We start from the raw sequence: 26550 nt of genomic DNA, 5'->3' as shown, positions 1-26550 counted from the left end.
TTACCAATACCTGCCGACAACGCGCGAACAATCAAAGAAACCAGCGGTAAATTCAATGGTTCACTGCGCCCGTAAACTGTACCCCATAGGTTCTACCTGTTTTTGAAGCAATAAGGGTGCGTAAACTTTTGCAACGTCTCTCAGCGTGCAACACAGGTTTGTCCAATTTACACCCAGTTTGAACGGAGTTTACGTCACCAATTTTTTCTGGATATGGACCAGAATGTCCATTGGAACAAACATGTTGCTCCGTTTTACCCTTTCCAGCGCATCAACGAAGCGCACTGTTTGACGTTCAGAGTTTGCCGCCACATTGCAAACCGACTAAAGCCAAGCGACAGCCAGTTACTTTGCCAAGATGGGTGTTCAGGACTTGTTTTCTGAGGTGAGAATTTCCGAACCAATCAGCCCAAATATAGCGCTTTGTTGAAAGGACGAGGGCGTGTTATATGAGGTTGTTTTCACAATCTCTCAGCGGACTCGCCGGAACGGTTCCCTAAAGCTTGGGGCACAAATAGCCGCCCGGTGCAAAAGCCGGACGGCCTATTGGCTTAGAACCAGCGCCCGATTGCGGTTACGGACGGTGATAACGCGGAGGAATCCGACAGCGCCGACAGCACTTTGCCGTCAACCCGCGTTGTGCCGGGCGTGTCCAAGCCAACAAACCGGCCGACAGCGCCTCCGCTGCCAGTGACGCTTGGCGTCGCGGCAAAAGGCGTGGGAAAGTCCCAAGTGAATGTGGAGCTCGAAAAAAAAGCACCCTCAGCGCCAGAACAATCAACTGCGGGCAAGGTAGCGGTGCAAATCTGCGTCCCGTCGGCAAACCGCACAAACTCTCCGTTTGAGTTTTGGCCACGTTCTATGACGGCACCGGTTGGAGTGCCCGCGCTTTCTGAAACGGATCCCAATAGATTGCCTGGCCCATAGCCATAATCCGCCCGCATGAGTCGACCAGTGCTGGTGTCGGACGCATCGCTTTGCACAGCTGCTCCTGTTGCTGCGCCGGTGGTCGGGTCAAAGCTCAGCGCTTGGGTCCAGTTTGCGCCATCGGGGGACACTTTGATTGAAAAACCTGAGCTGCCAGACAATCCCATCTCGGCATGGCCCGTCCAGTTCGACTGGAACAAGAGCGACGCGGTATCACCTGCGCTGGCTTTGTTGATTTTAAGCTGATGCCCGCCGCCGTCGTGGGTCAGCAGCGTCGCTGGGCTTCGAACAGTCAGGCGGTTGGTTGCGTCGGCGGTTGCCGCAATACCGACGCTATCCAGGTTTTGCGTGTCGATGGGCAGTGGAACCCATGCTGTGCCGTCCCAGATTCTGAGATCCCCAGCGGTTTCATCCCAAGCGCGCCAACCAGGAGAGGGCACCACGAAATGCCAGGCGTTGTCCAGCCAAGCGGCGAGGTCCCCGGAATGCCCGGCCCAATCCCCTGTGGGAGAGGATCCAACCGCGTGAACTTCTCCCTGTTCAGGGACCACGGGTGGCGTGTCGGTGTGGGTTGAGCGGACCGTCAGTTGCACGATCAGATCAAGTTGCCGCAGTGCTTCGTTATGTGTGACGTGCTTTTGCGCCTGTGAGGGTTGCAAAAACGGAAGGTTCAATCGGGGTGAGGTTTGTGACACGAGGGTCCTCCTGTGGCTGTCGGCCCGAAACATCGGTTGCGCGCCACAGTGCAGCATAGCGCGTCAATCCTCTGTGACCGGGCCGACCGCCCAGGAAATCTTCTGCTAACCATTGAACCGCAAAACGGGCTCAGCTTTCGGGGTTAGGTAAAAGGCTTTCGGAAATTATTCGCGGGCATAGATGTCTTCGTAGCGAATAATGTCATCCTCGCCCAAGTAAGCTCCGGTTTGAACTTCGATCAGAACCATCGGAACCTTGCCCGGGTTTTCCATCCGGTGCGTGGCACCCAGCGGAATGTAGACCGATTGGTTCTCACTCACCAGTTGCTCTTTGTCGTCGATTGTGACTTTGGCAGTGCCTTTAACGACGATCCAATGCTCGGATCGATGGTGATGAGATTGCAAGCTCAGTGCCGCGCCCGGGTGAACATGAATCCGTTTGACCTGAAACCTGTCACCGATCACCAGACTTTCGAACCAACCCCACGGACGGTGATCAACCGGCAGGGCCTCTGCTTGCTTAGCCCCTTTTTCCTTCAGCGCAGTGACGGCCTGTTTCACATCCTGGGCCTTGTCCATGCTGGCCACCAGAACCGCATCGGGCATCGCAACTGCGATCACATTCTCCAGCCCCATTGCCACCACTTCCTGAGTCGGCGATTCTGATCGTATCAGAACATTACGGCATTCGATTGCAGTGACGTCGCCATCTGTCGCAACGCCGTCTTCGTTCATGTCTGACAGTTCTTGTACGGCTGTCCAGCTTCCGACGTCGGACCAACCTGCGGAATACGGAACCACGCTTAGGTTCGATGCCTTTTCCATGACCGCATAGTCTATTGAAATGTCAGCAGCGTCTGCCCAAGCGGCAGGATCCAGTCGTAGGAAGCCCAAGTCAGTTTTTGCCTCATTAACTGCCTTTTGGACGGGTGCGATCAAATTTCCCGCATATTGTTCGAATGCAGCTATGACGTCGCGCACCGCGAAAAGGAAGATGCCCGAATTCCACAGATAGCTACCATCAGCCAACATGGATTGCGCCGTTTCTTCATCCGGTTTTTCGACAAAGCGATCCAGCGGGACGGCACGTTCCGTTGAGTCCGGCGCGTGGCTGAGTTTGAGGTACCCATACCCGGTTTCTGGTCGTGTAGGCGTGATACCAAAGGTCACCAGATCACCACGTTCTCTTATCGCGCGCGCGCCTTCGGCTACGGCTGAATGGAAGGCGGACTTGTTTGGAATCACGTGATCTGAAGGGGCCACAAGCATGATGGCGTCAGGGTTTCGGGATGCCAGGTAAAGTGCTGCTGCCAGAACAGCAGGAGCGGTGTTGCGCCCTTCTGGTTCAATCAGGATGGGGCCGGGGTCGATGCCGACCTCGGCCAATTGTTCGGGCACGATAAAACGAAACGCTTCATTTGTCAGAACCAGCGGCTTTGCGTAAGGCATATCTGACGGTCCAAGCATTCGGTCAGCGCAATCCTGCAAGAGGGTGGCGTCACCCACCAAAGGAACAAATTGCTTGGGGTAACTTTTGCGAGACAGAGGCCATAAACGTGTCCCTGATCCTCCGCAAAGAATGACGGGATGAACTGTATTCGTCATGCGTATGCCCTTGAACTGGTAATCACAGAAGGTATTTCTTTAATCGTACTCAATGAAATGGCTTATAACTACTGGGCGGCTTTCCCGGTTGCTACAATATCGTTGAGGTATTGGCTCAGATCCTCGCGCAGGTCGTCACGGGCAAGCGCAAAAGCGACTGTGGCTTGCAGGAACCCCGATTTTGACCCGCAATCAAAACGCTGGCCGTCAAATTTATAACCAAATACGGGAACACCATCAGCGATGTCTTCGGCGATGGCATCGGTCAGCTGGATTTCACCACCGCTTCCGGCTTTCATAGCGTTCAGGTTATTCAGCACAGACGGGCGTAGAACATAGCGGCCAATAACTGCTAGATTTGATGGGGCTTCGGTCGGCTCGGGCTTTTCGACCATGCCGCGAGCCGGCACGACCGGACCAATGCTGTCCCCAACATCCAATACCCCGTAAGAGCTTGTTTTTTCTAAGGAGACTTCCATGGCCGCGACCATGTTGCCTCCGGTCTCTTCATAGGCTTCGATCATTTGTTGAAGGCAGGGTTTGTCTGCTGCGATGACGTCGTCCGGCAGCATGACGGCGAAGGGTTCGTCCCCAATCAGGCGGCGGGCGCACCAAACGGCGTGTCCAAGACCCAGAGCTTTGTGCTGACGAATATAGGCAATCGCGCCGCTTTCCATGTTCGTTTCATTCAGGATTTCAAGCAGTTTGTCTTTCTTTTTCGCCTTCAATTCCTGTTCAAGTACAAGGTTGTGGTCGAAATAGTCCTCGAGCGCGGATTTCCCGCGTGAGGTGACAAAAATAAATTCCTTGATACCCGCCGCGCGGGCTTCGTCGATAGCATACTGCACCAAAGGCCGGTCAACCAAGGTCATGATTTCTTTTGGAACCGATTTGGTGGCCGGCAAAAACCGTGTTCCCATCCCTGCAACAGGAAATATTGCTTTGGTGACCTTGCGTGTCATGACGCCTCTCAATTTCAATATTCAGCCGGAAAAGCGGGGTTTGTCCGACACGTTCTCATAGGCTGCTGAACCTGATCAATCAATGATGCCCGATGTTGCGGGCGGCAACTGGTCAAATCGTGCCACCTTGTCGGGCCGGTGTCAAAAGAGAGCTCTTTTTAGGTAATACCAAGAGGAACCGAAAAAGCGACGTCTTGCGCAGCCCTATGAGATTGTTCGCTGCTTTTATTCCGCGAACCGATTGCGCGCGAATGCCACACAATTTGAAACCGATTTATCGTCCTCTCACAGCATTTGGGTTTTCGCTGAAGGGGCGGAAGAAATATCAGCTTATCAGCACGTATCCTGTTCAAAATACGGCGCTTTTTGAGCAGGCGTTTTCGGCTTCAGTGACCTTGCATTGTGGTAATTTTAGCGTTGTACAGGGGCTTGGATTTCACCTTTATCCGAGGAGCTACAACTGAGAAAACGCTCTGCTGATAGAAGCTCGCCTGTCGATAACCACAACGTGAATACTGGGTTTCTGAACCCGCTGCTCTGTTCCGAAATTGGCGACAATTGCGTAAAATTCCCCAAAATGGACGCGAATACGGCGGAGCTTAGCGTGTTTCGCCGCCGTATGGTCAATCGGGCGAGCGTGTTTTGGGCCTCCATCCAGATTATGGACTCGGTCCTTCGACCTCCTTCAGGGTACGAGTTGGGCTTTCATGGTGGGTTCCGGAAAGCAAGTTGACGCAAAGCCCACGGTCTGTTGCCAACGTCCAATCGAGCGGCGCGTTTTGAACCCAGGCAACCCGTCCGCTCCGCCAACGTCATGGCCCATCTGTTCAAGAGCACGCTGCATCGCTGCAATATCGGACCGGTACAGCCCATCGACCTTTCCCCACCGTTCTAAAAAATCCCCGACGCCAAATTGAATGCGATCTCCGACGTGACCAACAAACAAAGCATAAAGATCACTTTTGTTGTATTCCTTGAGCACGTAGAAGTTCGGCGTGACAATAAAGGCTGGCCCATGCCGTCCGGCTGGCATCATCAGATATCCTTCACCATCCCGCTCATGGGCTGGGAAGGGCCTGCCCGAGACACGAGCTATCCCCATCTCTTCCCATTTGTGAATGGGGCGACCCTGATCGGGCCCTTCCAGAGAACACGGCACGGTTTCAGGAACAGACACCTCAAAACCCCAGTCCCGATTGTTAACCCAGCCATGCTGGTCGAGGTAGTGGCCGATCGATGCGATAGTATCGGCGGGCGAGCCCCAGATGTCAGCATGCCCATCCCCATCGCCGTCTTTTGCATAGGTTAAATAGTTAGACGGCATGAATTGCGGCTGGCCTAATGCGCCCGCCCAACTGCTTTTCATTTTTCGCGCGGACAAATGTCCGTTTTCCGCGATTTGCAGAGCAGCGATCAACTCGCCCGTGAAATACTCAGTTCTGGTACTCATGAAGGCTTTGGTGGACAGAACCTGGAATGCGTCATGGCGGATCGGCACCTGCCCGTAACCGCTTTCTCGGCCCCAGATTGCGAGGATAATCCGTGCGGGAACGCCTGTTTCATTTTCGACCACGGCGAGCGTCTTCGCGTGACGCTGTGCCATTTTGCGCCCGACGGACGTGGCGCCCTGAACTGATCCAGCGTTGAAATAGCGTCCGGGCGAACCGAACTCGGCCTGTTTTTGTGTTTGCGGTATTTTGTTTTTTTGCCCGGGAGGAACCAGATCAGGCAGTTTCCAGTTCAAAGTAACACCAGACAACGCCTGATCCATGGTTTGCTTTGAAACCCCTTTGGCTCGTGCCTTTGGCCAAACCTCGTCCTGTAGCCAAGCGTGGAACTGACGTTCAACTTCAGCATGATCCTGCGCCACAGCGGCGTGTGAGAGTAGGATCAGACCAGTGGCGACAAGTATTTTGCGCATCAAAGAAAACATGCGTCTCTGCTCCGTTGGGGTCTCAACGCGTAACGCCCGTTGTGACCCAAGGTTGAAAGAAGTTGTACCCCGGCAATCTGGGGTTTGGAAAGGTCTTGAGAAATCTTTTGCATTTGCCGATAGTTGAGCGGAATTTGGATCATGAGAGGGCTGTGCGTTATGGCCAAAGGCAGATTGTCCAACCCGTCCTCGCTTGTGATGGCTGCTTTGATCCTTTTGACGGTGACACCACCGATGGCCTTTGCCAGCGACAGCTTCATGGACCCGCAAGGTCCGATTGCAGCAATTCAGAAAACCCATCTTTTGCGAGCCACTGCGCTGATAATGGTGGCCGTTATTCCCGTTTTGGTTTTGGTGCCGTTGATTGCGTTTCGGTATCGACGCCGAAAGGGTGGTGCGGCAGCTTATCGTCCCGACTGGGATTTTTCAGCAAAGCTGGAATTTGTGATGTGGGGCGTGCCTGTTTTAATCGTGGCACTCCTGTCATTCTATCTTTGGAAGGCAACACACAGGCTTGATCCATATTCGGCTGCTTTTGGTGAGGAGCCTGCTGTGCGGGTTCAGGTGGTGGGATTGGATTGGAAATGGCTGTTTCTTTATCCCGATCTGGGCATTGCCAGCGTGGGCGAGTTTGGAATCCCAACCAAACGACAGGTGGCCGTGACGTTGACCACCGACACGGTGATGCAGTCTTTCATGATCCCCGCTCTTGCCGGTCAGATTTACGCGATGCCCGGTATGACAACGCAATTGCATCTGGTCGCGGATACCCCAGAGGTCATGCAGGGCGAAAACACGCAGTATAACGGACGCGGTTTTACCAAACAGAAGTTCCGCACAGTTTCGATGGAGCAAGACGCCTTTGATACGTGGGTCGACAAAGTGCGCACCGGCGGCATCCCGCTGAACGCGGCCACCTATCAGACGCTTGCGATGCGGACCGACAGGGACGAGGTCCAGGCGGCTTTGGGGACGGCACAGATGCCTGATGATGCGCTGTATTTCACGCTGGAAGAGGATGTGTTCCACAGCATTCTGCACCGGTATCACAGCGGCGAGGCTTTGCCTGCCGATCAACAACCGGGCACGGCATCCTTCGGGCAGGAGGAGCAAGAATGACATCTCCAGAGACAGGATTTTTTGGCCGACTCAGCTGGGATGCGCTGCCAATTGCTGGGTTGCTTCAAGATCCCAACGCCAATGAGATCGTGGCAAATGCGGCTGCGGGCGTCGTGATTGTTGGTGTCATTGCTGTGGTCGGGTTGCTCAGCTGGTTTCGACTGTGGACGCCGCTGTGGCGCGATTGGTTGACCAGCGTTGATCACAAAAAGATTGGCATCATGTATGTCGTATTTGCCATCGTGATGTTGGCGCGCGGCGTATTGGAAGGCGTCGTCATGCGCGCGCAGCAGGCGGCTGGGCCAGGTGACGGTTTTCTGGAGGCTGAACACTTTGCCGAGCTGTTTAGCACCCATGGCACAATCATGATTTTCTTTGTGGCTGTTCCCTTTGTCTTTGGCATCGCAAATTATGTCATTCCGCTGATGATTGGCGCGCGCGACGTTGCCTTTCCGCGGCTGAACCAGATTAGTCTGGGCCTGACGGTGTCGTCAGGCATGATGTTGATGGTGTCGCTGGTGGTCGGGCGGTTCTCAACCGGTGGTTGGACGGCCTATCCACCATATACCGGTGCCGCGTTTAATCCGGGCGTCGGTCCAGACTACTGGATTTGGGCCATCGTCGTGTCGGGTATTGGGACCACGCTCACAGGCATCAACTTTGCAGTAACGATCTACAAGATGCGTGCGCCGGGTATGACCTTTATGCGTCTGCCTATGTATTGCTGGACGATTATCTGCAGTTCGATCCTCATCGTCTTTGCGATGCCGCCCCTGGGTGTTGCGGCGCTGATGCTGGCAGCTGACCGTTATCTGGACTTCCACTTCTTCACCAACGATCTCGGCGGCAATATGATGAACTACGCCAACCTGTTCTGGCTGTTCGGTCATCCCGAGGTTTACCTGCTGGTGCTGCCTGCGTATGGCATCTATTCCGAAGTTTTCGCGACCTTCTCGGCCAAGCGGCTTTATGGCTACAACTCGCTTGTTATTGCGACAATGTCGATTGCGGTGCTGTCCTTCACGGTCTGGTTGCATCACTTTTTCACCATGGGTCAAAGCGCGTTGATCAACGCCGTGTTTGGTATTGCAACTATGCTGATCGCGATTCCGACCGGTGTGAAAGTCTATGACTGGATGGCAACCTTGTGGCGAGGACGTATCCGGTTTTCGGTGCCGATGTTGTATGGGCTGGCATTTCTGATGTTATTTGTGATTGGTGGCCTCAGCGGGGTGATCCTGGCCAATCCAACGGTAGACTATCAGGTGCACAACACGCTGTTTCTGGTGGCGCATTTCCACAACGTTCTGTTGCCGGGCGTGCTGTTCGGCCTTTTGGCGGCTTATAACTATTGGTTCCCCAAGGCGTTCGGTTTCCGCCTGAACGAGTTCTGGGGCCGGATAACAGTCGCTCTCTGGACCATAGGGTTTCTGCTGACCTTCATGCCGCTCTATTTTGTTGGGTTAATGGGAATGCCGCGACGCTCGTTCAGTTACGACGATCCGTCATTCCACCCTTTCATGATCGTCGCCATCGTTGGGGCGCTGGTGATCACGTGCGCTTTGTTCTCGGTCCTTATCCAATTGTGGGTCAGCATCCGCGACCGCGAAAAAACACGCGTTCCGGTAGGGGATCCATGGGATGGCCGCACGTTGGAATGGTCAATCCCGTCGCCCCCGCCGCCCTACAACTTCGCGATCATTCCACAAGTGACTGACCGGGATGACTTTGCGGCGGCCAAAGAAAGGGGTGCCGCGTACCCAACGCCGGACGCTTATGAGGATATCGAGCTGCCTCGCAACACCGGGATTGGCTTTATCCTGTGTGTGTTTAGTGGCATTTGGATGTTTGCGCTGGTGTGGTGGATCTGGTGGCTGGCGGTCCTTATGACCGTGTTGATAATCCTGGCGGTGATCATTTGGACGTTCGACGACAGCACCGAATTTACCATCCCCGCAGAAGAAGTGCGCAGAGATCACGAAGCGTGGCTTTCGTTGGTTTACAACGAAAAGGCGGTAGATCGTGACTATGAGACCTCGCCGGAAAACCGCGGCCTTGCCCGCCCTGATCTGGAGGCGGTCACGTGAAGCGCGCACCAACACATAGTTACCCCGGCATCAACCTTGGAGAGCGCCACGCAAGCGCCCACAAAGCAGCCGAAGTTGTTACTTTTGGGTTCTGGGTCTTCCTGATGAGCGATCTGGTCTATTTTGGGCTGATGTTCGCGATCTACATAACCATGATCGATGCACAGGCGGGCGGCCCCGGTCCCCACGAGTTGTTCGACCTGAAAAGCGTCTTTGCTCAGACCCTGATCCTATTGACCAGCAGCCTAACGGTTGGTCTTGCCATGCTGGCGCTGAAATACAATTTACCGCGCGGGCGCATCATTTTGTGGTTTGGTGTCACACTGTTGTTGGGAATCAGCTTTTTGGTGCTCGAACTGCGCGATTTCATGGCTATGGCGGAAAAGGGCGGTGTCCCGCAACGCAGTGGGTTCCTTTCGGCATTCTTTGGTTTGGTTCCGTTGCACGGTTTGCACGTTGCAGCAGGGTGTTTGTGGCTGATCGTTCTGGGTATCCAACTGAGGGTCAAAGGAATGACGGATGTAATCATCTCTCGGGTCGTTCGCTTGGCGTTGTTCTGGCACTTTCTCGACCTGATCTGGATCGGCATTATCACCATCGTGTATTTTGGAGGGCTGACCTATGGATAACAGGTCCGAAATGCACCGGCGCGAAAGACGGCGCTATGTCATCGGTTATGGCGGCTCGCTGATCCTTACACTCGCCATGTTCGGAGTGGCGTATGTGTTCGGCATCGAAACGGTCGGCGTCTATCTGACGATCGGCTTGCTGGGTCTGGCCCAACTTGTTTTGCAACTTGTGTATTTCCTGCATATCGACCGCCGACGCAGCAGCCGGGAAGACCTTCATCTGGTCCTGTTTTCCACCATGGTTCTGCTGATCATGATCCTTGGTACTGTTTGGGTCCTGGGCAATCTGGCGATACGCATGCATATGCACGCAATGTAAGTGGCTCAGACTGCGAACCAGGGGAAGTGACGATGAAACCTCTCAAAACCACAGCAATCGCCGTAATGTTGGTAGCCATTGGGGTTGGATTGTTACTGTTCTGGCGGCATGAAGAAAGGTATCCATCCACCAAGGATGCATATATCGGAGCCAATATTATCTATGTGGCGGCTCAGGTAACTGGCCAGGTCGCCGAGGTTCATATTTCGGACAATCAACCGGTCAAGACTGGCGACCTTCTGTTTTCAATTGACGAAACCCAGTTCAAAGCGTCGGTCGATGCGGCAAAGGCCGATTTGGACAGTGCAGTGCAACAGGCCAAGTCTTACTCCACTCAGATAACCGCAGCCGAAGCAGCTGTTGAAAGTGCCCAATCCGCTTATGACACGGCGAACAAAAGCCTCGAAAGAGCGAAGGCGCTGTTTGCCTCGGGGGATGTGGCACAAGCTTCACTGGATCAGACCACATCGGAATTCGCACAAGCCTCAGCGCGACTGACGACCAGCCAATCCAGCCTGTTGGCACTGCAAAGCGGGTTGGAGGCAAAGCAGGACGACATCCTGTCATCGCAAGCACAGCTTGAGATCGCCGAAACAAATCTTGCCTGGACCAAGGTTTTTGCTGCGGCGGACGGCTGGGTCGCAAATCTGACTTTGCGGCCGGGGTCATCGGTCTCGGCCAACGCTCCGCAGTTTTCGATTGTCGAGTCATCGGACTGGTGGGTGGATGCGAACTTCAAAGAAACGTCATTGCCACGCATCCGACCCGGCCAATCGGTCACGGTTCAGGTCGACATGCTGCCCGGTGTGAAACTGAGCGGAAAAGTGGCTTCCATTGGGCGCGGATCAGGAGACACGTTTTCATTGCTGCCTTCCGAGAATGCCAGCGGTAACTGGGTTAAGGTCACGCGTCGTTTTCCGGTTAGGATCGAATTGGATCCGACCGATGCCCCTTTGCGTGTCGGTGGCAGCAGTAAAGTTGTTGTAGACACAACAGGTCCGGCGGACGGTAAATGACTTCGGCGACGTCCGGTCATGTAAACCGGGTGATCGTGGTCGCTGTTGTCCTCAGCGCCATACTGGAAGTGTTGGACAGCACGATCGTCAACGTCGCGTTGCCCCACATTCAGGCGGCGTTTGGGGCGACCACTGATCAAGCGACTTGGATCTTGACCAGCTATATCGTGTCAGCCGTGGTCATTATGCCGCTGACTGGTTTCGTAGCGCGCCGTGTGGGTCGGCGGCGGCTGATCCTGACGGCGGTCAGCGGATTTGCCCTGATGTCGGTGATGTGTGGCCTGTCTTGGAGCTTAGAGGTCATTGTTGCCTTTCGATTGGCCCAAGGTATGTTTGGGGCGTTTTTGATCCCACTGTCACAATCGATCCTGTTCGATGCCTTCCCCAGGGAAGACCGTGGGAAGGCGATGGCGATCTTCGGGTTGGGTGTCGTAGTAGCGCCGGTCCTTGGGCCAACGGTTGGCGCGATCCTGACCGAGTATTTCTCGTGGCGTATGGTGTTCTTTGTTAATTTGCCTGTGGCGGCTCTTGCCCTTCTTTTGCTAGCCGGAGAATTGCCCGAAGATAAAACCGAAGATGTGAAGATCGATTGGAAAGGTTTGGCCTTGTTGGCGCTTGGTATCGGGTGCCTGCAGTTTGTTCTGGACCAGGGCGAAACCATGGATTGGATGTCGTCCCGCATAATCCAGGTGGCTGTTGTAGCGTCAATTCTGGGAGCGATTGGATTTGTTGTTCACGCGCTGGTTTCCAGAGATGCAGTCGTAGACCTGCGTCTTTTTGCGGACCGGAATTTTGCCCTGTGCAACCTGATCATCGCAGGTTTCGCGGTTTCACTGTTTGGCGGTATCGCAATATTGCCAACGCTTGTCCAAAATCTGCTCGATTTCCCGGTGATCGCTTCGGGCCACCTGTTTATCCCGCGCGGCATAACTGCCGGGTTATCGATGGTTTTAACAGGTGCGGTGCTGGTTCATCATTTCGATCCACGTGTGTTGACAGGTGCCGGACTGTTGCTGACTGCGATTGGCAATTTCATGATGGGGGCGCTCAACCTCAACGCCGGATTTTGGGAACTGGCGTGGCCCGGAGCCATCAGTGGGTTAGGGATGGGATTGGTCTTCGTTCCAATGTCTATCCTTGCGTTTGAAAGCATCAGTAAAAACCGGCAAGATGAAGCATCTGGCTTGTTCAACGTGACCCGGCAACTGGGGTCATCGGTTGGAATCTCGCTGGTCGGCACATGGATCGTACGCGGGCTTCAGACCAATACTGCAGTGCTCAGCCAGAATGTTACACCGTACAACCCGGCAGCACAGGCTTATCTGAGCCCGCTTGGTCTGACACCTGACAGTGCTGAGGGTGCTGTGATTCTGGGGCAGGAAATTGCGCGACAAGCGGAAATGATCTCATACCTGACCGTTTTCAACAATCTCGGCTTGCTGGCCTTGGCGACAATTCCGCTGTTGTTCTTTTGCCGCGCCCCTAAGCCGGGAACCCAATCGACAGCCCATGTGCACTAACCTAGGCACGTGTGCTTAGACGCAGGCGATGAGAGCTGTGCCGACCACCTGAGTAAACGGATTTTCGCAATAAACAGCGAATACGCCGGTCCAGTTCGCCGTAGTCTAAGCTTCAAGGCCTAGCTAGGGGTAGACCTTGGGTTGTTTGCCACATGTGTGTTGATCCTGCGAATACTCCACTCAACGGCATCTCGCATGGCACGACCCAAGGCAAGATCAAATGCTTTGACCAAATCCGGCGTTTGATCGCTGGCAGCTACAACGTTTTCCTGAAACGAACTGGACGCGATAATCTTGTCTTCGTATTCGTCAATGACCTTTATGTTCATACGCACTTCAATACGGACCGATTTACCGGTTTCTGTTTCTTGGACCACGATGCCCTGAAACTCGCGCAGGTCCGGTGCGATTACATAATCAGCTCTCAGGCCAACTGTGGAACGTCCAACCGCGGCAACTTTCCCCGAGTTTTCGTAGCTTTCCACCAACAGGGTCTGAACGATCAATGGCGCGCGATCTACCCAACGAGCCCGTGGCAGGTACTGCACCTGATAGGGTGTTGGCTGAATGGCGATTTGATCGGTATTCACCGCTGCAGTGGCCGTGGGTTCCTGTACAACGATCTGCTTCTGTATTCTGGGCAACGCGGACGAGAATGTGCTTTTGGGCGTCAAAAGGTACAGATCATTGGGTCTGGCCGCTTGTTGCAACGTTCCCAGACCGGCACAGCCGCCGATCAGGGCAACCACCAGCATAGCGAGAGCAGGCTTGATCATTGACGGAACTCCGATGCTTGGGTGCCTAAAAGGAAACGCGCAGGGTCTCGTTCAACCTTGTCCACAAGGCGGTCTACACTGATGACAAGGCGTTGGGCTTCTTCGACGAAACGGACAAATTGCGGAAGACCAACGCGCAGGAAGTCCGACACTTGGCGGCGGTTGGACTGAACGATGCCGTCGATTGTGCCCAGTAATTCGGACGCCGAGTTGGACGCGCTGAGTACATCGTCCGAGATTTGGTCGATCTTCTCAGTGATGTTTGATACTGTTTCGGTCACTTGGTTGGCGGCCTTGCGGATGTCGGCCGCAACTGGCGCGACTTCTTCTTCCATAACGCGGTTGGCGGAATTGAACGCTGTCTCTGCCGAGGACAATGCCCCTTTTGCTGTGTCCATCGCTGAAGTGATCGAGCCCAGCGTTGTATTTGCGTTCAGGACGGTTTCGTTGACAATTCCAAGCGTGACGCTGCCTTCGTCCGACAACAGGGTTAACCGTTCAGCCAGTCGCGAGCCGCGTTCAATGAAGGGTTGAATATCCTGCTGTAGGATGCGGTCTGCCGTCTGGATCGTGGTTTTTGCCTCGTCCAGCGCGGCTTTTGCGGATTCGGACGCGGATTTGACTGAATTCAGTGTATCTGTACCGGCATTAAGTGTTGTTTCCGCTGTTTCGACCAAAGGATCCAGGCGTTTGGAAAACTCGCCAATATCCTTGGCCGCACTGCCGATGTCGCTAGCGACAGACTCAAAGCTGGTCAGTGTTTTGTCCAGCCGCCCTGTGGCTGACGCAAGGTTGTCCAGTATGTTGCTCACGGCCTCGCGGTTCTTGTCGTCAACGACTTTGTTCAGACTTTCCAAAAGCGTGACAGCCTCGTCCAGAACCTTAGGCGCGCCTTCGAACAAGGACTGAATCGTGCTCCGCTTGCTTTTGATCACGCTGTCCTGTGCCAATCGCTGTGAATCTGGCGACCCACCCGTCAGCTCTACATAACCGACACCGGTCACACCCAGTGATTGCAACTGCGCCACGGTTTCGTCAGTGATTGGAATGTCTGCATCTACTTCGATGCGCACCCTGACTTTCGAGGGGTCGTCGTCATCCAGATTCAACGAAATGACCTGCCCCACGGGAAGGCCGTTAAAGCTTACACCTCCCGCGGCGGAAAGACCTGAGACATTGTCGAATAAGACGTCATAGTAAGCGTATTGGCGCGAGACCTCAAATTTCGCAAGCCACAGGAAAAAACCGAACGCGCCTAAAAGCCCTGCAAGGGTAAACGCGCCAATCAGGATATAATTCGCTCGGGTTTCCATTGCCTCTACCTGTTTTGGCCCTTCTGTTGTGCTGCGCGGGCGCGGGGGCCTGTAAAGTATTCCTGCACCCAAGGATGATCGACCTTGGTCATGTCTTCTATCGGACCTTCAACCAGTACGCGCTGTTCTGCAAGTACGGCAATCCGGTCGCAGATGGCATAAAGGCTGTCCAGATCATGGGTAACCATGAACACCGTCAACCCAAGGGCCCGCTGCAATTCGCCAATCAACTCATCATAAGCCGCCGCACCGATCGGGTCCAATCCGGCGGTTGGCTCATCCAGAAAAACGATCTCAGGGTCCAGCGCCAATGCCCGTGCCAGCGCCGCACGCTTGCGCATACCGCCAGACAGCTCGGATGGAAACTTGCCGCAGCTCAGTTGCGGCAAACCCACCAAGCTGATTTTCAGCGCGCCGAGGGACTCCATCAATTTCTCGCTGAGGTCAGTGTGCTCGCGCAGCGGGGCCATTACATTCTGCAACACGGTCAAAGAGGAAAACAGCGCGCCATCCTGAAATGCCACACCCCAATGGCGTTCGATGCGGCGCCGATCTTCCTCGGGGCCGTTCAGAACATCTACGCCCAGAACCTCGATACTTCCTGCAGCGGGTTTGTTCAGTCCAACAATTGTTCTGAGCAAAACGGACTTGCCTGTCCCGGACCCGCCGACAATTCCCAGAACCTCACCACGCCAGACATCGAGGTCGAGGTTGTCATGCACAACCTGCGTTCCGAACTGGTTTCTGAGGCCGCGCACACGGATCACGGCCTCTCGCTGCGTTTCTGTCAAAGTCGGTGCCTGTTGTGTTTCGCTGATCATGTCAAATTCCGACCTCTGAGAAGAAAATCGAGAACAGGGCGTCAATCACAATGACCATGAAGATGGACTGCACAACCGAGGCGGTTGTCCGCTGACCCACACTTTGCGCTGACCCTCTGACCTGCATGGCCTGCCAACAAGAGATCACGCCAATGACCAAAGCGAAAAAGGGTGCTTTGATCAAACCCACCGCCAATTGCCAGACATCCGTGTTTTCCTTCAACCGTGTCAGAAACATCCCCGGGCTCACGCCAAGGTCAATCCAGCTCATCAAGGCGCCACCGAACAAACCGGCCATGTCTGCCACAAAACCCAGAATGGGCAGCATGATCAAAAGAGCGAGGACACGGGGAATGACCAGTACCTCTATCGGATCCAACCCCAGGGTCCGCATGGCGTCGATCTCTTCCTGCACTTTCATCGAACCAATGGAAGCCGTAAACGCAGAACCCGAGCGGCCTGCAACAATGATAGCGGTCAGCAAAATCCCCAATTCGCGCAGAACCGAGATTGAGATCAATTCGACAACAAATATCTCTGCGCCAAACTGCTTGAGCTGCGTAGCGCCCTGAAAGGCCAGAACAACGCCGATCAGAAAGCCCATCAAGGCCACAATCGGCAGGGCTTTGACGCCGGTCTCCTCCATATGCGTGACCAACGCTGCTTTGCGCAGCCGCCAGGGCATCACAGCGGTTCTAAACAGCCGGTGCAACGTAAGCCCCAGAAACTCCAGCATAGACAGCGTATCTTTCCAGGCCCCGAACGTGCTGCGGCCAACATCGGCAACCCAGTCCGTAAAGCTGCGGGGGTCTTCGAGTTTGCCTGGGTTGTCCGGTATACTATGCGTTACAGTATCGATCAGCTTGGCGTGCGCAGGCTTTGCCCCTTGGATTTCTATCGTCGCGCCGTTCGAGGTGCACCGCCGACCAAGGTCAGCGATCAGCCACGCACCGCCAGTGTCCAGCGCTTCAATGCGGGACAAATCAAAAACGACCCTGTCAGGTGCAGGTTGGATAGCCGCAAAGTCCTGTTCTACCGAATGCAGCAATTGGGTCAGCAATTCACCCGATATACGGACATGAGTACCGTCGGTGTCGCGCTCGGCTGATATCGCTGGCTTCGTCATATCGTCATGTGAAGTAAAACCCCTTTGGCCCGCAAGTCTTTGTTTCGAAAGGCAGGGTTTTTGTGGAGCAGGATGGCGCGCGCGTCACGCCTGACCTTATTTGGTAGAGTCACGTTTTGTAATCTCTGACGGCTTTAGCAAGCGGCGATGTCTTCATTTTATCAGTTGCTTGAGCACAAGAAGCCAGACACATTTCGCGTGGGAATCAAGTTCGGAGCCGGAGAGTTCGTATGCCTGGGGCCAAAAACGTATTGTTCATCATCATCGATCAGCTTCGGGCTGATTGCCTGAACGGTGCATTGGCGGATTACGTGGATCTCCCTCACCTCAGGGCGTTCATGGATGACGCCGTGACTTTCACACGGCACTTCTCGGTTACTAACCCTTGCGGCCCTTCGCGTGCTTCGTTGCTGACCGGTCAATATGCGATGAACCATCGGTCTGTCAGGAATGGAACCCCGTTGCGTCACGACACCCCGAACATAGCGACAGAAATGCGCAAAGCGGGATATACGCCGATGCTGTTTGGTTACACAGATACCTCTGCTGACCCACGGGTTCATGACGCAAACGACCCGGTGCTTAAGTCTTACGAGGAATCCATGAACGGATTTCTGGAAGTCGTCGAAATGCGCCTTGAAGAATCGTATCCCTGGCAAGCCCATCTGATGAAGAAAGGGTATGAGTTCGATCAGTATTGGGATGTCTACAAACCCGTCTCAATGAACGGTCAGCCCCCTAAATTGAACGATCCGGCACTGTATCGGGCGGAAGACAGCGATACGGCATTCCTCACCGATGCATTCCTTGACGGCATCGCGCCCCATCGAGGAAAGGGCTGGTTTGCCCATCTGACCTATATCCGGCCACATCCGCCTCTGGTCGCACCTGCGCCGTACAATGACATGTACAACCCGGCAGATATTCCCCTGCCGCAACGGTTGCACAGCGCGGAAGCCGAGAAAGAGCTGCACCCGTTCTTTGGCCCGAAACTGGATGTCTATACAGCAAAAGAATTTGTTCACGGCTTCGACGAAGTTGAACCAACAGACGCCAACATTCGTACATTGCGCGCAGTTTATTTGGGACTGGCGACAGAAGTAGACCACCATATCGGTCGCGTCATGCAATACCTGAAGGACAGCGGGCAATATGACGATACGATGGTGGTTATAACCGCAGACCATGGCGAAATGCTGGGGGATCGCCACAGCTGGGGCAAAATGACGGTATATGATGCAGCCTATCATACACCGTTGATGATCCGTTTGCCGGGGAATGAGGCCCACGCAGGTAGTCAAATTACGGTGCCGACAGAGTCAGTAGATGTAACGCCGACAATCCTTGACTGGATCGGGCAAACGGCTCCGAACGCGATGGATGGTCTGTCCTTGATGCCGTTGTTGCATGGCGAGGTTCCCAAAGACTGGCGCAATTATTCGTTCAGTGAACTGGACTTCTCGGAACCTGAGAATCCGACCCTTTGGCAACAGCGACTGGGAACGAGCAACAGCGACTCTTGTCTGGGGATTTTGCGAGATGATCGATTTACCCTGATCGAATTCGCAGCCGATCTGCCGCCAATTCTGTTTGACCACCAAGGCAAAGGCGAGTTCGAGAATGTGGCAAACAAGCCCGAGTTTGCGCCTGAACTAGCCCGGATGGGCCGCCAGATGTTGCGGCATCGCATGCGAAACATGGACCATACGTTGTCATTGCATTCCATTACAACGGAAGGTGCAAAATCCCGCTCTCGCTACTAGACATCTCTTTGGTGATTGGGGTCTGTTGGTGAAAATTTATAGACAAATTCATATCTTACGGTATCGTCCTTGAAAAATACGCTTCTAATTTCGCTCTGACGGCCTGCAGTGTCGGTGCTTTTGTTCCTTGTTACTGATTGAATTGTTCGGATCGGCCTGTCAGCGATTTCAATGTTCCAAAAACACCTTTGCGCTTGCAGGGTGCTCTGAGGAGGATGGTGATGGGCGATTGGTTTGTAAATGTGCTGCGCAGCTATCCCGAACTGGCGGTTTTTCTGTCGATAGGGGTGGGGTTTTGGATCGGCCCCAAAAAGCTTTTTGGGTTCAGTCTGGGAACGGTCACGGCGACACTGCTTGCGGCTGTGATCATTGGGCAAACACATATCCAAATCGACTCGGCGGTCAAATCGACCTTTTTCATCATGTTCATCTTTGCGGTTGGGTATGGGGTCGGTCCACAGTTCATTCGCGGCCTCAAAGCAGACGGTGCGCGTGAAGTCTTCTTTGCGCTCAGTGTTCTGGCCTTGTGCCTGATTGTGCCGGTCATATCCGCAATGGTCGCGGGCCTAGAGCTTGGGTTTGCGGCGGGCCTGTACGCGGGGTCGCAGACCATTTCGGCCGCAATTGGCGTCGCAACAGATCAGATTAATCAATTGGGCCTGTCGACAGAGCAGGCGCAGACCTACGCCAATCAAATCCCGATCGCCTACGCTGTGACCTATATTTACGGCACAATCGGCTCTGCCATCATTCTGGCCAAGATAGGCCCGCGTCTGATTGGTGTGGATTTGGTTGCTGCCTGTAAGGAATACGAAGCCCAACTGGGTGGCGGCGCGGCGGTTGAGGCCGGTGACGGTATCGTATCAGCCTATCGCATGATCGAAGCACGGGCGTTTGAAATACCACACGACAGTGACTTGATAGGCCAACCGGTCAAGGACTTGATGCCCGGAGTGCGGATCTACGCGGAACGGATCAAGCGTGGCGATGAAATTATCGAGGTTGAGGACAGCACGGAACTACAGGCGGGCGACATCGTTATGTTTTCCGGGCGGCGCGCGGACTTGGTCGGCCTTCTTGAAGGGCGTATGAAAGAGGCTGACGCTCCAGAATTGCTAAACACGCCAACTGAGAAGCTGGATGTTCTTATCACCAGCAAAGAGGTTCACGGAAAAACGCTGGAGGACCTAAGCAAGCTCTCGCTGGCCCGTGGCGTCTATGTCTCAAAGCTGATGCGAAACATGGTCGAACTGCCGCTGTTGCCGGGAACTGTCGTGCATCGCGGTGACATCCTGACGGTTCTTGGGTCAAAGCGCCATGTCGAAGCCGCAATCGCCCAGATTGGGTATGCAGATCGTCCGGTGGACACGACGGATCTTGCGTTTGTCGGATGGGGGATCTTTCTTGGCGGTTTGGTCGGGACCCTTGCGATTACCATGGGGGGTTTCCCAATCAGCCTTTCGACAACAGGTGGGGCCCTATTGTCGGGCTTGTTGCTTGGCTGGTTGCGAACGGTTCATCCAACTTTCGGACGTATACCCGGCCCGTCGTTGTGGTTGATGAATACCCTTGGCCTGAACGTATTTATTGCTGTGATTGGGATCAGTGCGGGCCCTGGTTTCGTTGCAGGGCTTCAGCAGGCCGGTGTTGCATTGCTGCTTTGGGGCATTGTCGCCACCTCATTGCCCATGATCTTTTCTGTCTATGTTGGCCACTACGTTTTCAAGTTTCATCCGGCCATATTGTTCGGGGCCTGCGCGGGTGCGCGAACCACAACAGCTGCGCTGGGGATGATCCAGGAAGCCGCTCAAAGCCGAATACCAGCGTTGGGGTATGGGATGCCCTATGCGATCGGGAATACGTTACTGACCATCTTTGGCATGGTCGTTGTTTTGATCCTCAGTTGATTTGGAAAGGTATGTGGTATGGACCGTCTGAAACTGCACGATTACGAAGCGCTTAGCCCTTTTCAGATCAAGGATGAGCTGATCAAACTGGCCTCAGATGAGGCACGAAAGTCCAACAGTGCGTTTCTGAACGCAGGGCGCGGCAACCCCAACTGGATCGCGACACGCCCGCGTGAAGCGTTCTTTGCGCTCGGTCAGTTTGCCATAACCGAAGCCAAACGCGTTATGGACCATCCGGCGGGTTTGGGTGGGATGCCAGCCATCAAAGGGTGCCATGATCGCTTTTTGCGTTGGGCTGAGGCCAATGCCGATATGCCGGGTACCGACACCTTGTTGACTGTGGTCAAACACGCCATTTTTGCTTTCGACTTTGATGCTGATGCGTTTGTCCATGAGCTGACGGATTCGATTATTGGAGACAACTACCCGGTGCCGGACCGCATCCTGCACCACAATGAAATTATCGCGCATGAATATCTGATGTGGGCCATGTGTGCGGGCCGACGGCCCGAGACACGATTCGACCTGTTTGCAGTCGAAGGCGGCACGGCGGCGATGTGTTACATCTTCAAGTCACTCAAGGCCAACCGTTTGCTGAACGCAGGGGACACGATTGCGCTGAGTACCCCGATCTTCACTCCGTATCTCGAAATGCCCGACTTGGAGGATTACAGCCTCGAATCCGTTCATGTGGAAACGGATGAAGAAGACGGTTTCCAACTGACCGATGCAGCGGTCGAGACGTTGAAAGACCCCAAAGTAAAAGCCTTCTTTTTGGTCAATCCGGGCAATCCTTCGTCAGTTGCGCTGAACAAGGCATCTTTGGAGAAGCTGGCAGATGTGGTCGAGAACCATCGTCCCGACCTCATCGTTCTGACAGATGATGTCTATGGAACCTTCGTGCATGATTTCACATCGGTCATGGGGTACATGCCACGCAACACAATTGGCGTTTATTCCTATTCCAAATATTTTGGCTGCACGGGCTGGCGTTTGGGTGTCATTGCCGTTGCACAAGACAATATCTTTGACCTCAAACTGGCAGAACACAGCGAAGAGATAAAGCAGACGCTGGACAAACGGTATGGCACACTAAGCCTTACGCCTCGGGATATCCGCTTCGTTGATCGCCTGGTTGCAGACAGCCGGGACGTTGCCTTGAACCACACCGCTGGTCTGTCCTTACCTCAACAAGTCATGATGACCCTGTTTTCACTTGTTGAGCTGGTTGACACCAAGAAAGACTATCAAACCGCCTGTATGGAACTTGTACATCGGCGGTTCAAACTATTGACCGAAGCGATGGGGATCGAGGTCAATGCAGGCGAAAACTACGACGCCTATTATGGGATCATCGACTTCGAATATTGGTTGCGCAAATATGTTGGCGACGACGTTGTGGCTTGGATCAAGAAGAACGTGCATCCACTCGATATTGCCTTCAAACTTGCCGAGGATCACGGGATTGTTCTGTTGAATGGCAGCGGGTTCGATGCGCCGGGTTGGTCTGCGCGCGTGTCCTTTGCCAACCTGCCGGACGAAGCCTATGCCCAGATAGGTCGCGCTGTAAGGTCTGTCGCCAGAGGATATGTCGAGGCATACCGCGCTGCAAATGCTATGCCCTTACACGGCGGGTCCTGACCCAACGCGCGAGGCATCAAACATGATTCCACTATCCGCGCCTGGTAACTGGTGCTAGGCAGAGGCTGTGGAGACGGCAAGCTTGAACATAACAGAAAAGCGCATCAAAGCTATGACCACCGCAGGGCTGAACCTGATTGGTCAGGCTCTTTCCATCTATGACAGCAAGTTGCAGTTGGTGCTCAGCAATCGCCGTTTTCAGGAAATGTTCGGGTTACCGGACGAATTGGTCCAGCGTGGGGCCTTGTTTCGAGACACCATCCACTTTCTGGCTAGTCGAGGAGAATATGGCCACGACGAGAGTGTGGAGGACATGGTCAACTTGCGCGTCGAGCAGGCTTTGGCATTTGAGCCGCATTACATGGAACGGGTGCGTCCGAACGGGCAAGTTGTTTCAATCGAAGGTGCGCCCTTGCCGCAAGGGGGGTGGGTTGCAGTCTATACTGACATCACGGGTACGCGGCGGGCCGAGAACCTGCTACGGGCGCGGTCCGAGGAACTGTCGGAACAGTTGCTGGGTCATGCTGAAGAACTGTCGGCCACCAACCGCAAGCTTGCGGCCACGATCGCCGCGTTAGAAGAAGCCAAACGGGAACTGACCGAAATTGAGGCCCGGACACGCCTGGTGACCGAGATGATGCCGGCCCATATCGCGCATTTGGACAGCGACGGGCTCTACGACTACTCCAACCGACGTCTGAGCGCGGTCATGCCTGGCCGTCCTTCTGATATTCTGGGGCTCCATATCTCCGAGGCCCTTGGTGCTGTGGCTTTTGCACGTGTCGAAAGCCATCTGCAAAAGGCTTACGACGGTGAGCAATCGGTTTTTGAGTTCACCGAAGATCAGGATTCGCGCCGCATCCGTGTTTCATTCACACCGGATGGGGCAGGGGGGGTCTATGTCATGTCTGTGGACATTACCGAGGAAACACAAGCGCGGGTTGCCTTGCAGCAGACACGTCGCAGAGCGATGGCGGCGCAAATGACAAGTGGCCTTGCGCATGACTTTTCCAACTTGCTCACGATTATCCTTGGTATGCAGTCCCGGCTGGACAAGATGCACTTGCCGGATGAAGCGCAAGAACTTGTCGTTGCCACTCAACAAACGGCGCGCAGGGGTGGGCAATTGCTGAACCGGATTGCGGATATGACCGGGAACAGAACGCCTCAGCCCCAGGCCACGGATATGCGCGGTTTGCTGGAAGATCTGCGGATACTGGCCACCCCGTCCCTGCCGCGTGGTATGGGGCTTTCCGTTGTCAACACACTGCCGGATCAGGCTTTGATGCTTGATCCGGGAATGGTGCAGGACGCGCTGCTGAACTTGATTTTGAATGCACGGGATGCATGTGGAAGCTCGGGACAGATTACCATAAGTGCACACGCCATCGGTAACATTTGGGTCGAGATTACCGTGTCTGACACCGGCCCTGGATTTTCAGCGGAGGCGTTGGAGAAAGCGCTAAATCCTTTCTTTACAACCAAGGGCAGTGATGGGTCCGGGCTGGGCCTGCCTATGGTTTATGACACCGTAAAACTGACAGGGGGCGATCTGAACCTAAAGAATACCCCGTCCGGAGCATCCGTCGTCCTGCGGTTACCCTACCGACCGGCTCCACCGGCCCGAGGCGGCCTTGTACTGTTGGTGGAAGATAGTGATGAATTGCGCGGTCAGTTTCGCGACATGTTGGTGGAATTGGGTTTGTCCGTAATTGAAGCCAACTCTGTCGATGAAGCGGTGGCGCTGCTTTCCAGCGTCGAAGACATCTCGATGGTCTTGTCCGATATCCGCCTCGAAGGAGGGGCAACGGGGCTGGAGCTAATGGAAAAGATTAAGCCAGGGTTTCCGTGCATCCTAATGACGTCCCTACCCAATTCAGATCTATTGCACCAACAGGCACTCGCTTTAGCACCGGTGTTGCAAAAACCGTTTTCACAGGCGCAATTGTCTGCGCTTATCCAAACCGAGGCAGCCTGATGACGCAACCGCTGGTGACTATTCTCGATGATGAGCCCGAGATACGCCGCATCCTGACGGATGCTTTGGAAGACGCAGGGTTCCGAACGCAAAGTTTCTCTCGCGCGCGGGAATTTGAGGCGGCGCTGAACCGCGTGACGCCAGATGTTTGTCTGGTCGATCTTTCCTTGCCGGACACAGATGGGTTGGCTCTGGTTCACCGCCTTGCATTGGAACAGGGCGCGGCGGTGATTATCATATCCGGTCGTGCACAAGTGCAAGATCGTGTGACGGGGTTAGAGCTTGGTGCTGATGACTACATAACGAAACCGTTTGATCCGGCAGAAGTTGTGGCTCGGATAAGGGCCAGGTTGCGTACCCCGCGCGGCCCAATGTCAAACTCGGATACGGCTGTGTTCAATGGGTGGACAGCGCATTTTGACCGCTATGTACTTGAGGACGGGGCGGGTACAGAAACCCCGTTCAGCCATGCTGAAGGCGAAGTTCTGAGGTTGTTTCTGGAGAGCCCCAAGCGCCTGATCAGTCGGGGGCAAATGCAGGAATCGCTGGGCGGTGCAGCAGGTGACAGCTTTGACCGGGCCATGGATGTTCGGATTTCCAGGCTGCGAACCAAACTTGGTGAAGACCCCAAGAACCCGCGCCTTATCAAAACGATTTATGGTGCTGGATACATCTTTCTGGGCGATGTTGATTGGAAGTAACAGCAGTATTGATCAACTGAGGTTGAGGCTCTCAGCCCCTACGCCGGTCATACTTTCATGCCAAAATCAGGCATATAGCCGCCTTGCTTGATCGGTTTACTCTCTTAGCGCCTGATCCTTGATCTTCACGACAGGCTGCAGAATGTAGTCCAGAACAGATTTGCGACCGGACAGAATGTCCACTTCTGCGATCATGCCTGGAATAATCTCGACCGCAATGCCATTCCCGTCCAACATGGTGTTATTCGTTCGGATTTCTACGACGAATACTTCTTCTTCATTGCGTTCCGATCGCGTGATTGTATCGGCACCAAAGCGTATGATTTCACCATCTAAGGCGCCATATCGGGCAAAGTCATAGGCTGTGATCTTGACTTTCACAGGCTGCCCGGCGCGCATAAATGCGATGTCCTCGGGTTTCACGTATGCCTCAACAAGCAACGTGTCGTCCAGAGGCACGATTTCGACAAGCTCTTCGCCACTTCTTGTATGCCCTCCGATGGTTGTCTGGTGAATGCGGTTAACGATGCCCCGCACCGGAGAGCGGACTTGCGCTCGCATAGCCCTGTCGCGCAAAGCAGGCAGTGCCGGCTGCAAGGCCGCCAATTCAGCCGTGGCAATCGCAAGGTCGGTCAGCGCGGCACTTCGAAACCGGCTACGGGCCGCCTGGATGCGATGATCGATTTCTTCCAGGCCCGTCTTTAGCCTGTTGGTCACTGCTTCGGCTCGCACCTTGCGCCCCTGCCACTCTGCCTCGCTTCGGCGCAAGGCCAGTAAGGTTGTCGCCGGCTCCATCTGGCTTTCGACCAAGGGGGCTATAATCGCACGTTCTTCCTCAAGAACCGTTAGCGTCTCAACGGCTGTGACTTGATCAACCAAGCCTTCTTCGTACTCACGGTGTTTCTGTTGCCGCTGACGTTCCAAAATTGCAATTTCTGCCGCCAACTCGGCTTGCCGGCCCTGATACAGCGCTGTTTCCGAGCGTACGACGCTTGGTGCTCCAGAAATCAGTTTCGCGTCGAAATTCAGCTGTGTTCCGTCTATCTCCGCCTGAAGCCGCCTCGCGCGTGCCATCAACCCGAATGCGCGTTGTTGTTCCTGACTGAGCTTGCTATCGATTTGCGTGGCATCAAGCTCCATAAGCATTGTGTTTTTGTCCACCAGTTGACCTTCGCGCACATGGAGCGCGCGCAGAATTCCGGGTTCGCTTGCATCGATTACTTGGATATCACCGGACGGGACAATTCGACCGTCTACGCGCGTTACATCGTCAAGCTCGGTCAGATGTGCCCAAACCGCGGCAGAGATTAGGCAAGACAGGATCACACAGTGACACCTTGGAAACGCTTGGAATTTCGACGCCAAACGCTGTTGAATCGATAGAGGCTTATGGAAAATCCTGGGTGGTAGTCGCAGGTGCAGGTAGCAACTCTGTTAGCGTGTTGCAATTGGACCAGGACGGGGGCCTGACTGCCACGAACCATGTGCTGGATACGCTCGATACTCGTTTTGCAGCGGTTCAGGACCTGGCGGTGGTGGAAGTCAACGGACGCGTATTTGTTGTTGCTGGAGGGGGTGATGACGGGGTGAGCCTCTTTACGCTGACAACTCACGGCCAGTTGGTTCACCTCGACAGTTTTGAGGACACATTGGCAAGCGGTCTGTAGAACGTCGAATCACTCAGCGCTGCGCATTTTGGGAATGAGCTGCAA

At 54.5% G+C, this 26550-nt stretch carries 21 protein-coding genes; 12 read left to right on the top strand and 9 right to left on the bottom strand.

Going from position 1 to position 26550, the window contains the following annotated elements:
- Positions 1–551: 551 nt before the first annotated feature.
- The 4 genes from GS646_RS20805 to GS646_RS20790 form a co-directional block, all read right to left on the bottom strand.
- Entirely contained in the window at positions 552–1622 is a 1071-nt protein-coding gene (locus tag GS646_RS20805; RefSeq protein WP_171187814.1) for a DUF2793 domain-containing protein, read from the bottom strand.
- Positions 1623–1787: 165 nt separating this feature from the next.
- Positions 1788–3227, bottom strand: a complete 1440-nt coding sequence (locus GS646_RS20800; protein ID WP_171187816.1) for a mannose-1-phosphate guanylyltransferase/mannose-6-phosphate isomerase — start codon at positions 3225–3227, stop codon at positions 1788–1790.
- Positions 3228–3295: 68 nt separating this feature from the next.
- Entirely contained in the window at positions 3296–4189 is an 894-nt protein-coding gene (gene galU, locus GS646_RS20795) for a UTP--glucose-1-phosphate uridylyltransferase GalU (protein ID WP_171187818.1), read from the bottom strand.
- A gap of 685 nt (positions 4190–4874) precedes the next feature.
- Positions 4875–6122, bottom strand: coding sequence for a lytic murein transglycosylase (locus GS646_RS20790; RefSeq protein ID WP_253746685.1), 1248 nt, complete (start codon positions 6120–6122; stop codon positions 4875–4877).
- 159 nt (positions 6123–6281) lie between these two features.
- Here GS646_RS20790 and GS646_RS20785 point away from each other — a divergent pair, with 159 nt between their 5' ends.
- Genes GS646_RS20785 through GS646_RS20760 form a run of 6 tightly spaced genes read left to right on the top strand, consistent with a single transcriptional unit; the run spans position 6282 to position 12812 of the window.
- Positions 6282–7241, top strand: a complete 960-nt coding sequence (locus tag GS646_RS20785) for a cytochrome ubiquinol oxidase subunit II (protein ID WP_171648115.1) — start codon at positions 6282–6284, stop codon at positions 7239–7241.
- Positions 7238–9328 (top strand): cbb3-type cytochrome c oxidase subunit I, encoded by a 2091-nt coding sequence (locus GS646_RS20780; protein WP_171187822.1) that lies wholly within the window; start codon positions 7238–7240, stop codon positions 9326–9328. The genes GS646_RS20785 and GS646_RS20780 overlap by 4 nt, the downstream gene beginning before the upstream one ends.
- Positions 9325–9957, top strand: a complete 633-nt coding sequence (locus GS646_RS20775) for a cytochrome c oxidase subunit 3 (RefSeq protein WP_171187824.1) — start codon at positions 9325–9327, stop codon at positions 9955–9957. Before GS646_RS20780 ends, GS646_RS20775 begins: the two co-directional genes overlap by 4 nt.
- The gene (locus GS646_RS20770) at positions 9950–10276 is read left to right on the top strand and encodes a cytochrome o ubiquinol/quinol oxidase subunit IV (RefSeq protein WP_253746687.1); all 327 of its coding nucleotides are present in this window, start codon (positions 9950–9952) and stop codon (positions 10274–10276) included. Before GS646_RS20775 ends, GS646_RS20770 begins: the two co-directional genes overlap by 8 nt.
- Positions 10277–10308: 32 nt before the next feature.
- The gene (locus GS646_RS20765) at positions 10309–11292 is read left to right on the top strand and encodes an HlyD family secretion protein (RefSeq protein WP_171187826.1); all 984 of its coding nucleotides are present in this window, start codon (positions 10309–10311) and stop codon (positions 11290–11292) included.
- Positions 11289–12812, top strand: a complete 1524-nt coding sequence (locus GS646_RS20760; RefSeq protein WP_171187827.1) for a DHA2 family efflux MFS transporter permease subunit — start codon at positions 11289–11291, stop codon at positions 12810–12812. The genes GS646_RS20765 and GS646_RS20760 overlap by 4 nt, the downstream gene beginning before the upstream one ends.
- A gap of 119 nt (positions 12813–12931) precedes the next feature.
- Here the strand turns inward: GS646_RS20760 and GS646_RS20755 are convergent, their stop codons facing one another.
- From GS646_RS20755 to GS646_RS20740, 4 genes are read right to left on the bottom strand one after another with little or no spacing between them, the layout of a single operon-like run.
- A complete protein-coding gene (locus GS646_RS20755; protein ID WP_171187829.1) occupies positions 12932–13588 on the bottom strand; it encodes an ABC-type transport auxiliary lipoprotein family protein in 657 nt (218 codons plus the stop codon).
- Entirely contained in the window at positions 13585–14901 is a 1317-nt protein-coding gene (locus GS646_RS20750) for an MlaD family protein (RefSeq protein ID WP_171095003.1), read from the bottom strand. Before GS646_RS20750 ends, GS646_RS20755 begins: the two co-directional genes overlap by 4 nt.
- 5 nt (positions 14902–14906) lie before the next feature.
- The gene (locus GS646_RS20745; RefSeq protein ID WP_171648117.1) at positions 14907–15722 is read right to left on the bottom strand and encodes an ABC transporter ATP-binding protein; all 816 of its coding nucleotides are present in this window, start codon (positions 15720–15722) and stop codon (positions 14907–14909) included.
- A 1-nt stretch (position 15723) separates the two neighbouring features.
- Positions 15724–16848 (bottom strand): MlaE family lipid ABC transporter permease subunit, encoded by a 1125-nt coding sequence (locus GS646_RS20740; protein ID WP_171648119.1) that lies wholly within the window; start codon positions 16846–16848, stop codon positions 15724–15726.
- 230 nt (positions 16849–17078) lie between these two features.
- On the opposite strand from GS646_RS20740, the gene GS646_RS20735 reads away from it, so the two are divergent.
- From GS646_RS20735 to GS646_RS20715, 5 genes are all read left to right on the top strand, one after another.
- On the top strand, positions 17079–18611 hold the full coding sequence (locus GS646_RS20735; RefSeq protein WP_171648121.1) for an alkaline phosphatase family protein: 1533 nt from the start codon (positions 17079–17081) through the stop codon (positions 18609–18611).
- Between the two features lie 221 nt (positions 18612–18832).
- The gene (gene aspT / locus GS646_RS20730) at positions 18833–20518 is read left to right on the top strand and encodes an aspartate-alanine antiporter (protein ID WP_171187837.1); all 1686 of its coding nucleotides are present in this window, start codon (positions 18833–18835) and stop codon (positions 20516–20518) included.
- 18 nt (positions 20519–20536) lie between these two features.
- The gene (locus GS646_RS20725) at positions 20537–22159 is read left to right on the top strand and encodes a bifunctional aspartate transaminase/aspartate 4-decarboxylase (protein WP_171648123.1); all 1623 of its coding nucleotides are present in this window, start codon (positions 20537–20539) and stop codon (positions 22157–22159) included.
- Between the two features lie 82 nt (positions 22160–22241).
- On the top strand, positions 22242–24137 hold the full coding sequence (locus tag GS646_RS20720) for a PAS-domain containing protein (protein WP_171648125.1): 1896 nt from the start codon (positions 22242–22244) through the stop codon (positions 24135–24137).
- A complete protein-coding gene (locus GS646_RS20715; protein ID WP_171648127.1) occupies positions 24137–24838 on the top strand; it encodes a response regulator transcription factor in 702 nt (233 codons plus the stop codon). Before GS646_RS20720 ends, GS646_RS20715 begins: the two co-directional genes overlap by 1 nt.
- 96 nt (positions 24839–24934) lie before the next feature.
- On the opposite strand, the gene GS646_RS20710 is transcribed toward GS646_RS20715, so the two are convergent.
- A complete protein-coding gene (locus GS646_RS20710) occupies positions 24935–26164 on the bottom strand; it encodes an HlyD family type I secretion periplasmic adaptor subunit (RefSeq protein ID WP_371732119.1) in 1230 nt (409 codons plus the stop codon).
- Between the two features lie 11 nt (positions 26165–26175).
- Between GS646_RS20710 and GS646_RS20705 the strand changes: the two genes are divergently transcribed.
- Positions 26176–26505: a hypothetical protein gene (locus tag GS646_RS20705; RefSeq protein WP_171187844.1), complete on the top strand. Its 330-nt coding sequence runs from the start codon at positions 26176–26178 to the stop codon at positions 26503–26505.
- Positions 26506–26550: the final 45 nt, after the last annotated feature.

It is taken from the genome of Ruegeria sp. HKCCD4315, from assembly GCF_013112245.1.
Classification (GTDB): Bacteria; Pseudomonadota; Alphaproteobacteria; order Rhodobacterales; family Rhodobacteraceae; genus Ruegeria.
Note: the sequence above shows the minus strand (reverse complement) of the source record. Positions and strands in the feature narration are given on the sequence as shown.

What these genes read in the sequence shown, in the direction of transcription:
- GS646_RS20765 (WP_171187826.1), top strand. Translation starts at nt 10,309, where the DNA reads ATGAAACCTCTCAAAACCACAGCAATCGCCGTAATGTTGGTAGCCATT.
- GS646_RS20785 (WP_171648115.1), top strand. Translation starts at nt 6,282, where the DNA reads ATGGCCAAAGGCAGATTGTCCAACCCGTCCTCGCTTGTGATGGCTGCT.
- GS646_RS20725 (WP_171648123.1), top strand. Translation starts at nt 20,537, where the DNA reads ATGGACCGTCTGAAACTGCACGATTACGAAGCGCTTAGCCCTTTTCAG.
- GS646_RS20755 (WP_171187829.1), bottom strand. Translation starts at nt 13,588, where the DNA reads ATGATCAAGCCTGCTCTCGCTATGCTGGTGGTTGCCCTGATCGGCGGC.
- GS646_RS20800 (WP_171187816.1), bottom strand. Translation starts at nt 3,227, where the DNA reads ATGACGAATACAGTTCATCCCGTCATTCTTTGCGGAGGATCAGGGACA.
- aspT (WP_171187837.1), top strand. Translation starts at nt 18,833, where the DNA reads ATGGGCGATTGGTTTGTAAATGTGCTGCGCAGCTATCCCGAACTGGCG.
- GS646_RS20790 (WP_253746685.1), bottom strand. Translation starts at nt 6,122, where the DNA reads ATGTTTTCTTTGATGCGCAAAATACTTGTCGCCACTGGTCTGATCCTA.
- GS646_RS20745 (WP_171648117.1), bottom strand. Translation starts at nt 15,722, where the DNA reads ATGATCAGCGAAACACAACAGGCACCGACTTTGACAGAAACGCAGCGA.
- galU (WP_171187818.1), bottom strand. Translation starts at nt 4,189, where the DNA reads ATGACACGCAAGGTCACCAAAGCAATATTTCCTGTTGCAGGGATGGGA.
- GS646_RS20740 (WP_171648119.1), bottom strand. Translation starts at nt 16,848, where the DNA reads ATGACGAAGCCAGCGATATCAGCCGAGCGCGACACCGACGGTACTCAT.
- GS646_RS20715 (WP_171648127.1), top strand. Translation starts at nt 24,137, where the DNA reads ATGACGCAACCGCTGGTGACTATTCTCGATGATGAGCCCGAGATACGC.
- GS646_RS20750 (WP_171095003.1), bottom strand. Translation starts at nt 14,901, where the DNA reads ATGGAAACCCGAGCGAATTATATCCTGATTGGCGCGTTTACCCTTGCA.
- GS646_RS20780 (WP_171187822.1), top strand. Translation starts at nt 7,238, where the DNA reads ATGACATCTCCAGAGACAGGATTTTTTGGCCGACTCAGCTGGGATGCG.
- GS646_RS20760 (WP_171187827.1), top strand. Translation starts at nt 11,289, where the DNA reads ATGACTTCGGCGACGTCCGGTCATGTAAACCGGGTGATCGTGGTCGCT.
- GS646_RS20735 (WP_171648121.1), top strand. Translation starts at nt 17,079, where the DNA reads ATGCCTGGGGCCAAAAACGTATTGTTCATCATCATCGATCAGCTTCGG.
- GS646_RS20770 (WP_253746687.1), top strand. Translation starts at nt 9,950, where the DNA reads ATGGATAACAGGTCCGAAATGCACCGGCGCGAAAGACGGCGCTATGTC.